We start from the raw sequence: 10,577 nt of genomic DNA on the forward strand, positions 1-10,577 counted from the left end.
GTCAGTACGGGTGGACCCCGCGGCTCACTAACGTGCTCGGCATGAGCGGTCGTTGCCGTCGGCCCGTACGGCCGCGCCGGCCCTCCGTGACGCTCCACAACGCGTTCGTTTTTCTCGTCGGTTGATTGATCTGGAATCCAGGCCGCCCCTACGTTCGGCCGGAAAGGCTGGCACTGTGACGGAGAAGGTCGAGGCAGTCCGCGGTCCGCAGTCGCGTGGAGTCGGGCCGGTACGGCCGCTCCCCGATCGCCGTGCCCACGAGCTCTTCGAGGAGTGCGCACGCGAGACGCCGTCGGCGCTCGCCGCCGTGCACCGCGGGACCCGCTGGACCTACGCGGAGCTCGACGCGGCGGCGGACCGGGTGGCCGGGGCGCTCCTGGCGGCCGGGCTGCGGCCCGAGGGCGTCGTCGCGGTCATCAGCCGGCGCTCGCTGGACTGGCTGGCGGCGATCCTCGGCATCTTCAAGGCGGGCGGGGTCTACCTGCCGATCGACCCGGCGTACCCCGACGAGCGCATCGCCGACCTGCTGCGCCGCAGCGGGACGCGACTGGCGCTGGTCGAGGCCGAGGTGTCGGCGCGTCCGCTGGAGGAAGCGGCCGTCCGGGCGCTCCCGCTGGCGCCTTCGGCGGCCGTCGCGGCCCGGCCGGAGCGCGTCGCGGAGGACGCGCTCGCCTACATCTACTTCACCTCCGGTTCCACGGGCGCGCCGAAGGGCGCCGCCTGCGAGCACGCCGGCATGCTCAACCACCTGCTGGCGAAGGTGGACACCTTCGAGCTGGAGCCCGGCACGGTCGTCGCGCAGACCGCGTCCCAGTGCTTCGACATCTCGCTGTGGCAGGCGATCGCGCCGCTCACGGTCGGCGGCAGCACCGTGATCATCGATCCCGAGCTGATGCTGGACGTCCCCGGCCTCCTCCGGCTGCTCGGTGAGGAGAACGTCGGTGTGCTCCAGCTCGTCCCGAGCTACCTGGACGTGATCGTCACCCGGCTGGAGGGGGGCGACCCCGCGCCCGGCTCGCTGCGGATGCTCGGCGTCACCGGCGAGGCCGTGAGCCGGCAGGTGCTCACCCGCTGGTTCAAGCAGTGCCCCGAGGTGCCGGTGGTCAACGCGTACGGCGCCACCGAGGCGTCCGACGACACCACGCACGAGGTCATCCGCTCCATGGCGGACGACGAGCAGGTCACCGTGGGCGTGCCGATCGCCAACGTCCTCGTCGACGTGATCGGCGAGGACGGACTGCCGGTGCGGGACGACTCGGTCGGTGAGGTCACGTTCTCCGGCGTCTGTGTCGGCCGGGGCTACATCAACGACCCCGAGCGTACGGCCGAGGCCTTCGGCGACGACCCCGTCCGGCCCGGTCTGCGCCGGTACCGCACCGGTGACTACGGGCACTGGCTGCCCGACGGCCGGCTCCGGTTCGTCGGCCGGCGGGACGAGCAGGTGAAGATCAGCGGCATGCGGGTCGAGGTCGGCGAGGTCGAGGCCCAGCTCCTCCGGGTGCCCGGCGTCCTGTCGGCGTGCGTGATCGTGATGCCGGACGGCGTGAGCAAGCGCCTGGCCGGGTTCTACACCGCCGAGCAGGCCATTCCGGCCGTGCGCGAGCTGCTGGCCGAGCGGCTGCCGCTCCAGCTGATCCCGCGGACCCTGCGCTGGCTGCCCGAGCTCCCGCTCACCGACAACGGCAAGGTCGACAAGCGCGGTCTCGCCGACCTGGAGACCAACAGTGCGAGCGGCAACAGCCTGACGCCACCGCGGACGGACACCGAACGGCGGATCGCCACGGTCTGGGCGGAGGTCCTCGGCCTGCCGCTCGACGAGGTCGGCCGCAACGACGACTTCTTCGCGTTCGGCGGCGGCTCGCTGGCCGCGGTCCGGCTCGTCGTGCAGCTCGGCGGGCTCATCTCGCTCGTCGACCTGATGGCGAACCCGGTGCTCGCCGATCTGGCGCAGGCGGCCGACGGGGCCGGCTCGGACGACTCGTCGCTCCTGCAGCCCCTCTCGGTTCCCGCGAGCGCGACCACGGCGCTGGTGTGCGTGCCGTACGAGGCGGGCAACGCGCTCAACTTCGAGGCCATGGCCCGGGCGCTGTCCGCCTCGGACGTGGCGGTGTACGCGGTGGAGCTGCCCGGCCACGACATCGCCAGGCCCGACGACGAACTGGTCGGCGTCGACGTGATCGCCGGCCGGCTGAGCGAGGAGATCCGCGAGCGGATCGGGATCCCCGTGGCCCTGTGGGGCCACGGCGCGGGCGTGGCGCTCGCGTTGGAGACCGCCCGCTCGCTGCGGACCGCCGGCGCGCCTCCGCGACACCTGTTCCTGGCGGCGGCCACCGGGCAGGAGTCCGACGGCGAGCCGGCCGCGGCCGGCTCGGCCGACATCGGCGCCTGGCTGCGCGACGCCGGTGCGCTCACCGACGTCGACCAGTCGCGGTCGAGCCGCACCGAGCTGATCGAGCGGGCCTATCTGCACGATCTCGGCGAGGCGGAGCGCTCGCTCGGCGCCTTCGCCGGGACGCTCGACGTCCCCGCCACCGTCATCGTGATCCCCCGGGCGCCCGGCGAGAGCGATGCCGCCGCGCGCTGCGCGGACGTGCTTCCCGGCGCCCGTACCACCCGGTTCGAGGACGCGGGCCGCTATCTCGTCCGGAGCCACCCCGCCGCGGCGGCGGAGCTCGTCGCCGCGACCCTCGCGGACGCGGAGCAGGGCGGTACCCGTTGAGGCTGACCGGCCGGCTCGCGGCGGCGCCGGACGAGTTCATCCGGCAGGAGTTCCTCGAACCGCAGTTCCGGCACGAGGTCGCCCACCTGCTGCCCTGGTACGTCCTGATCGAGAAGGCTCTCCTGCGGGAGTACCGCCGTCTCGGCGTGCTGTCGGCGCACGAGGTGGAGCGGCTCGCGGAGGCGCTCGGCGGGCTGACCGCGGAGGAGCTCACCGCGGGTGCGGGGGCGGCGCTCACCGACATCGCGCTGGCGATGGAGAAGCGGGTGGCGGAGGTCGTCCCGGAGCCGGTTCCCGCCTGGCACGTCGACCGGAGCCGCAACGACCTGCAGGCGTGTGCCCAACTGCTGTACGGGCGCCTGCAGGTGACCGAGATCGCGGCGATGCTCGGGGAGCTGGCCGAGGTCGCGCACGCACGCGCGTCCCAGGACGTGACCTCGCCGATGCCCGGGTACACGCACCTCCAGTCGGCGCAGATCATCACGCCGGGCTTCTACCTCAGCGCCGTGGCGGAGCACGCGCTGCGGGTCTCGTCCCGGCTGCTCGCCACCTACGACCGGATCAACTTCTCGCCGCTCGGCGCCGGGCCCATGGCCGGGCAGGAACTCGCCTGGGACCGCGACTGGCTGGCGCGGGCCATCGGCTGCGCGGGCCCGGTCCCGCACGCGCTGTCCGCGGTGGCCTCGCGGGAGTGGCTGCTCGACGTCGCCGCGGACATCGCCTCGGCGGGCGTGGGGTTCAGCCGGGTCCTGACCGACCTCATGGCCTGGTCGTCGAGCGCGTACGGACTGGTCGAGCTGCCGGACGAGCTGGCCGGCATCTCGGCGGCCATGCCCCAGAAGAAGAACTACCCGATCCTGGAGCGGCTGCGCGGCCGCACCGGTCATCTGACGGCCTTCTACGTCGACTTCGCCACGGGCCAGCGGAACACCCCGTACAGCAACATGGTGGAGGTCTCCAAGGAGGCGGGCCTGCACGCGAGCAACATGTTCGGGGCGATCCGCGCGGTGCTGACCGGGTTCACCCTGGTCGTCGACCGGCTGGAGTGGCGCACCGACCGGATGCGCGCCGTCTGCGAGGAGGACCACTTCGGCGGCTTCGGCCTGGCCAACGAACTGACCCTGCGGGCGGGAGTGCCGTGGCGTACGGCCCAGGTCATCGCCGGCAGGTACGTCACCGCGGTGCTGGCCGCCGGCGACGGCCACGCGGGGCACACCGACCCGGCGGCGCTCGCCGAGGCCGCGCTGGAGGCGGGTCATCCGCTGGAGGACCCGGCGTCGTACCTGACGGGTTCGGCGGACGTGGACGCGCAGCTGCGCGCGAAGGTGTCCGCGGGCTCGACCGGCCCCGCCTCCGTGCTGGCGCTGCTCGCCGAGCAGCGGAAGCGGCTCGACGGGCTGACGGCGGAGTGGGACGCGCGCCGGGCCACGGTCGGGGCCGCGATCACCGCCACCGACGCCGCCGTGGCACCGGCGGCGGGAGGAGCCGTATGACGAGCCGGCAGCTCATCCAGCCGACGGCCGGGCAGCACCCCTCCCCCGCCCGGGCCGTCGCGGTCAGTTCCGCCTTCGGCACCTTCGGGGAACTGCTCCAGGGCGCCCTGCCGGACGACGGGCCCGACTTCCTGGTCACCCTGCCGATCGCCCGGTGGGCCACCGCGACGTTCGAGTACACGAGCGCACGCGACGGCGTCGAGGTGTTCCCGGCCACGAAGACGAAGGCCCGCAGGGTCGCCGAGGCCGTCCTCGCGCGCTACGCGGCCGGTGGCGGGTCCCTGCGGCTCGACGGCTCCCTGCCCGAGGGCAAGGGCCTGGCGAGTTCCTCGGCCGACCTCGTGGCGACGGCGCGTGCCGTGGCGAGTGCGCTCGGCGTCGACCTGCCGCCGCGGGTCGTCGAGGACGTGCTGCGGGAGATCGAGCCGACGGACGGCGTCATGTATCCGGGGGTCGTCGCGTTCCGGCACCGCGACGTCGAGCTGCTCGACCGGCTCGGTGCGCTGCCGCCGATGACGATCGTGGGCATCGACGAGGGCGGCACCGTGGACACCGTCGCGTTCAACAGGATCCCGAAGAACTTCACGGCGGCGGAGCGGGACGAGTACGCCCGTCTCCTCGACGACGTACGGACGGCGGTGCGGGCCGGTGACGCGGCCGCGATCGGCCGGGTCGCGACCCGCAGCGCCCATCTGAACCAGCGCCTCTGCCGCAAGCGGACGCTCGACGCGATGACCGCCCTCAGCGCCGAGATCGGCGGGGTCGGTGTCGTCACCGCGCACAGCGGGTCGACGATCGGGCTGCTGCTGCCGCACGACGTCCCCGGATTCCGGAGCCGGCTGGCCCAGGCCATCAACCGGTGCGGTCAGCTCGTGCACCGCGAACGGGTCCTCTGCTACCAGACCTTGGCTTCGAGCTGAACAGGAAGCGGAACAAGCAATGATCTACAACGACCTTGTCGAAGCCATCGGGCACACCCCCCTCGTCCGGCTGCGGGCGGCGCCCGCCGACGTGACGGTGGCGGCCAAGCTCGAACTGCAGAATCTGTTCGCGATGAAGGACCGGGTCGCCCGCCAGGTCATTCTCGAGGCCCGCGCGAACGGGGTCCTGGCCCCCGGCGGCCCGATCATCGAGAGCTCCTCGGGCACCATGGCGCTGGGGCTCGCGGTGGCGGGCCACGCGCTCGGCCACCCGGTGCACATCGTCACCGACCCCCGCATCGACGCGATCACCCTGGCGAAACTGAAGGCACTCGGCTGCTCGGTGCACGTCGTCGACGCGATGACGGCGAACGGCTGGCAGAGCGCGCGCCTCGAACGGCTGGCCGCGCTGCGCGAGGAGTACCCGGGGGCGTTCTGGCCGCGCCAGTACTCCAACCCGCAGAACCCCCTCGCCTACGCCGCACTGGCCAAGGAGCTGGTGGCGGACCTGGGCGGCGTCGACGTCCTCGTCGGCGCGGTCGGCAGCGGCGGGTCCCTGTGCGGGACGGCCCGCGCCCTGCGGCGGGAGCTGAAGGCGGCGGGACGGACCGAGCCGCTGCGGGTGATCGGCGTCGACGCCGTCGGCAGCGTCCTGTTCGGCCAGCCCGACCAGCCGGGACGCAAGCAGAGCGGCATCGGCAACAGCCTCGTCCCGGGGAACCTGGACCACGCGGAGATCGACGAGGTCCACTGGCTGAACGACCACGAGGCGTTCGTCGCGACCCGTGACCTCGCCCGCGAGGAGGGCATCTTCGCCGGGAACTCCTCCGGCTCGGTCTACCGGGTGCTGAAGCACCTGGCCGCCACCGTCCCGCCGGGCACGCGCGTCGTCGGCATCTTCCCCGACCGCGGCGACCGCTACGTGGACTCGATCTACGACGACGGCTACTGGGAACGCGCCCGCCTCGCCGAACTCCCCTTGCGCACCGAGCCGTCGGAGGTCCCGTACGGCACCGAGGTGGACGGCTGGGCGCGGGCGGAGGTGCCGTCCACGCCCCGCAGGCGCCTGGTGTTCGTCGAGTCGAACACGACGGGCACCGGAATGCTCGCGCTGTCGCGTGCCCGGGACCTCGGGCTGGCACCCGTACTCCTCACCAACCGCCCCGGCAGGTACCCCGGCATCGGCGAGGCCGACTGCGAGGTCATCCGCTGCGACACCAACGACGCCGACGCGCCAGCGGCGGCCCTCCGGGCCCGCTTCGACGCCGACGAGGTGGCCGGCGTCACGACCACCAGCGAGTTCTACCTGGAGGCCGCCGCCTCACTGGCCGCGACGCTCGGCGTGCCCGGCAACCCGCCCGCCGCGGTGGCCGCGTGCCGCCGCAAGTCGGAGACCCGCCGGCTGCTGACGGACGCGGGACTGCCCCAGCCTGTCTCGGTGGCCGTCACGAGTGAGGCCGAGGTCGCCGAGGCCGTCGCGGCCGCCGGCCTGCCGTGTGTCGTCAAACCGGCCGCGGACTCGGCGTCGACGGGGGTGCTGCTGTGCGGCTCCGTCGAGCAGGCCCGGGACCACGCCGCGAAGCTGCTCGCGATCACGCACAACGTGCGCGAGCAGGCGGTCCCGACGGAGGTCCTGGTCGAGGAGCTCGTCGAGGGAACCGAGTACAGCGTGGAGACGATCTTCGCCGACGGCGAGCTCCACGTCGTCGGCGTCACCCGGAAGTCGGTGTCGCCCCCGCCGTCGTTCGTCGAGCTGCGGCACGCCTTCCCCGCCCCGCTGGACGAGACCGCGTCCGGCGAGATCGAGCGGGTGGTACGGGCGGCCGTCGAGGCGGTCGGGCTGCGCCACGGCGCCTGCCACACCGAGCTGCGCCTGACGCCCGCGGGACCGACGGTCATCGAGATCAACGCTCGCCTCGCGGGGGGCATGATCCCCGAGCTGATCAGGCTGGCGGGCGGTCCCGACCTGCTGACGCAGCAGCTGCGCGCGGCGGCCGGCCTGCCCGTCGAGCTCCCGCGGGGAGAGCTGACCCCGACCGGCGTCGCCTTCCTCACCAGCTCCGAAGAGGGCCGGCTGGCGAGCCTGGACGGCCACGAGGCGGCCCGGAGGCTGCCCGGCGTCGCGGAGGTCCACATCGCGCGCCGGCCCGGCGACCCGGTCCGGCCGGCCACCGACGCCTACGACCGCATGGGATACGTCATCGCCTCGGCCGACTCGGTCGAGGAGCTCGACCGGTCGCTCGACGCGGCCCTCGACCGCATCACTGTCCGATTGACGAACGACTGAGCCGGGACGGGTTGACATGATCGAAATGCGAAGCGACACCTTCACGCTGCCCACCGAGCAGATGATGTCGGCGATGTCACGGGCCGCCCTCGGCGACGACGTGTACGGCGAGGACCCCACGGTCAACGGTCTTGAGGAACTCGCCGCGAAGAGCGTCGGCAAGCCCGCCGCGTGCCTGATGCCCAGCGGGACGATGGCGAACCTCGCCGCCCTGATGGTGCACGTCCCGCGCGGCGGGAAGGTGCTCGTCGGCAACGAGAGCGACATCTACCTGTACGAGGCCGGCGGGGCGAGCGTCTGCGGCGGCATCATGTACGAGCCGATACGCACCCAGCCCGACGGCACCCTCGCGCTGGACGACCTGGCCGCGGCGCTCCCGCCCGACCCGGAGGACTCCCAGTTCGCGCTGCCGGGCCTCATCTGCGTGGAGAACACCCACAACCGGATGGGAGGCCGGCCGCTGAGCCAGGAGTACCTGGCCGAGCTCCGGCGCTTCGCCACCCGGCACGGCCTCCCGGTACACATGGACGGCGCCAGGGTCTTCAACGCCGCCGTGGCCACGGGCGTGCCGGCGGCGGAGATCGCCGCCCACGCGGACTCCCTCCAGTTCTGCCTGTCCAAGGGCCTGTCGGCGCCCATCGGCTCGATCCTCGCGGGCGAGGCCGACTTCATCGAGAAGGCGCGGCGCGTCCGCAAGATGCTCGGCGGCGGCATGCGCCAGGCGGGCGTCTTCGCGGCGGCCGGTACGGTCGCGCTGACCTCCACGGTCGACCGCCTCGCCGACGACCACCGGCTCGCGGCGCGGTTCGCGGCCGGCCTGGCGGAGATCGACGGCATCGACGTCGACCCCGACGCCGTCACCACGAACATCATCCTGTTCCGGGTCACCGCCCCCGGTCTGGACGACGACCGCTTCCTGCGGGCCGTACAGGAACGCGGCCTTGCGATGGGCGAGTTCGGGCACGGGCGGATCCGGGCCGTCACGCACCGCGGACTCGACGCGGAGGACGTCTCCGCCGCCGTGGCGATCGTGGCGGACGTGGTGCGCGAGGCGCGCGAGGCGCGCTGAACCGACGGGCGCGGGGCCGGTCGCGGCCCCGGACCCACGTGACACGGGAAAGGCGGCGGGCGTGAAGCCCGCCGCCTTTCCCGTACCGGCGGCTCACACCGTGCCCGCCCGTCCCTCCCCTGCCGGCGGCTCGCACCAGGCCGCCCGTCCCTCCCCTGCCGGCGGCTCGCACCTGGCCGCCCGTCCCTCCCCTGCCGGCGGCTCGCACCAGGCCGCCCGTCCTTCCCGTGCCGGCGGCGCTCCACCGCAGGCCGCACGGACGGAGGGCCGACGGCGTCGTCGCCGTCGGCCCTCCGTGTGCCGTTCCCGGGTGTACGCCCGCCGGGCGAGCCGGTTCAGCGCCGGGTGCCGACCGAGCGGGAGGCCCCGCTGAACAGGGCCGCGATGCTGTCGTCGTCGCAGGTGTCCCAGAAGGAGCCGACCAGGTCCTCGACCTCGTTCATGGAGTCCGCCTCGAACAGCAGCGGCTGGTACGTGGTGATGTCGTACTTGACGTCGACGAGGCTCTCGATGGACAGCGGCCGGAACTCGGCGCTGCGGAAGTGGTCGAGCTCGCCGTAGGAGGAGACCAGCGTCGCCCCGTACGCCTTGCGCTCGCCGCGCTCGCGGACGACGCCGCACTCCAGGGTGAACCAGAACACCTTGCCGATGAACTGCAGGGCCTCGTCGCTCTCCACCCGGTTCGCGGCCTCGCCGGCCAGCCGGTAGAGGCGGACGAACCGGTCGTTCGCCAGGACGTTCCCGTGGCCGACGAGGTCGTGCAGCATGTCGGGGTCCTCGCTGTACAGGGGGGCGCGAGGGTGCCGGATGTACTGGGTGGAGCGGAAGACGGAGTTCGCGAGGCTGCCGCAGAACTCCTTCAGCGGCACGAGGGTGGCGGCCGACTGGAGACGGAACCCCGATATCGACGTCAGACGGTCGCTGACGTCCCGGAGTTGGGGGACGTGGTCCAACGGGATGGCCAGCGCCTCCGCCGATTCGAGGTACTCCGCGGCCGCGTCCACGCGGTGCCGGGCGTCGAGGGCGGCGCATGCCAGCCGCCACACCTCGTGCTCCCAGTCGATGTACTCGACCACCGGGACGGGGCCGTGCAGGGTGACGTCGGCCGACAGCGCCGCGATCTCCTCGCGGCGCTTCGCATAGGCGGTGTCGGTGACTTGGTCGCGATGCCCTTGCATGAAAGATCACTCCAATTCGAAGGAACGCGTGGGGGAACCCGTCGGCGCCACGCGCGCGCGAGCGCGGCCGGACCGCCCCGGGGAAGACGTCCTCCCGGGCCGCCGGGCCGGCGGAGGCACGCCGTGAGGGCGGGACCTCCGGTCGCGGCCCGGTCGGACCGGGAGACGGAATCCGCCCTGGTCACGCGCCCTACCCCTCGTCTCGGCGGGCGGCACGCATGGTCAGGCGGAAGGCAGACCGAGGACGCTGTGCTCGGCGACTTCGGAGGTCATGTCGATGACGCCCGAGAGCGCGCGCATCATGCGCGTCAGCTGGGCGCGGAGCTCTCGGGCGGGTTCACCGAGCAGAACGGCGCTGATGACGAGCTCCAGGACGACGCAGTCGTATTCCGCCGACGGGGACGCGTAGCGCGGGGCGTGGCCCTCGACGACCGCGCGCGAGATCTTCCACCCGCCGGTGGCGACCGGCCGGAACGTGGCTTCGTAGATTCCGTAGCCGGTCCCGCGCCGGTACAGGCGAAGGGTGTCGTCGAGGCAGTGGGAGTCCCACTTCGATCCGTCGCCGTCCCGCGGTCCGTCCGCCTTGACGCGCTCCCAGTCCCTGTCGGACCAGAGGCGCCGGGGCAGGGCCGGCATGACGCGGGGCGTCACGAGGGGACGCAGGTCGCCGGTGGGCGTGGACGGGGCGCTGTATCCGCTGGAGGGCATGCGATCACCATGGGATTCCGGTCGAGACGAACGTGAAGTTCCTTGCTCGGAGCGCGAGTTGCAGCCTCTCGGCGCCCCGGGCCTCAGCTGTCCTGTTCAGATGGTCATGTTCTCGGCGAGCTTGCGCAGCGCGAGCCGGTCGACCTTCCGGTTGGGGTTCAACGGGAACTGCTCCAGACGCACGTACCGCCGGGGCAGGACAC

General features: G+C 73.1%; 7 protein-coding genes. 5 read left to right on the top strand and 2 right to left on the bottom strand.

Translation table 11 applies throughout. The features are described from left to right. Nucleotides 1–175 precede the first annotated feature (175 nt). The 5 genes from OO54_RS36355 to OO54_RS36375 are packed head-to-tail and all read left to right on the top strand — an operon-like array spanning nt 176 to nt 8,488. Nucleotides 176–2,719 carry an amino acid adenylation domain-containing protein gene (locus tag OO54_RS36355; protein WP_033211235.1) on the top strand — a complete coding sequence of 848 codons (2,544 nt, stop codon included), beginning with the start codon at nt 176–178 and terminating at the stop codon, nt 2,717–2,719. After that, the gene (locus OO54_RS36360; protein WP_033211236.1) at nt 2,716–4,212 is read left to right on the top strand and encodes an argininosuccinate lyase; all 1,497 of its coding nucleotides are present in this window, start codon (nt 2,716–2,718) and stop codon (nt 4,210–4,212) included. Before OO54_RS36355 ends, OO54_RS36360 begins: the two co-directional genes overlap by 4 nt. Further along, nucleotides 4,209–5,132 (top strand): GHMP family kinase ATP-binding protein, encoded by a 924-nt coding sequence (locus OO54_RS36365; protein ID WP_017236987.1) that lies wholly within the window; start codon nt 4,209–4,211, stop codon nt 5,130–5,132. The genes OO54_RS36360 and OO54_RS36365 overlap by 4 nt, the downstream gene beginning before the upstream one ends. Before the next feature lie 19 nt (nt 5,133–5,151). Then, nucleotides 5,152–7,419, top strand: a complete 2,268-nt coding sequence (locus OO54_RS36370) for a pyridoxal-phosphate dependent enzyme (protein WP_033211238.1) — start codon at nt 5,152–5,154, stop codon at nt 7,417–7,419. 16 nt (nt 7,420–7,435) lie between these two features. Beyond that, entirely contained in the window at nt 7,436–8,488 is a 1,053-nt protein-coding gene (locus OO54_RS36375; protein ID WP_033211239.1) for a GntG family PLP-dependent aldolase, read from the top strand. 335 nt (nt 8,489–8,823) lie between these two features. Here OO54_RS36375 and OO54_RS36380 read toward each other — a convergent pair whose 3' ends face one another. Continuing rightward, nucleotides 8,824–9,666 (bottom strand): phenylalanine 4-monooxygenase, encoded by an 843-nt coding sequence (locus tag OO54_RS36380; RefSeq protein WP_033211240.1) that lies wholly within the window; start codon nt 9,664–9,666, stop codon nt 8,824–8,826. 222 nt (nt 9,667–9,888) lie between these two features. Further along, complete coding sequence (locus OO54_RS36385; RefSeq protein ID WP_051787661.1) at nt 9,889–10,374, bottom strand: hypothetical protein; 486 nt, start codon at nt 10,372–10,374, stop codon at nt 9,889–9,891. Between the last annotated feature and the right edge of the window lie 203 nt (nt 10,375–10,577).

This window comes from Streptomyces wedmorensis (assembly GCF_000716445.1).
Lineage (GTDB): Bacteria > Actinomycetota > Actinomycetes > Streptomycetales > Streptomycetaceae > Streptomyces > Streptomyces wedmorensis.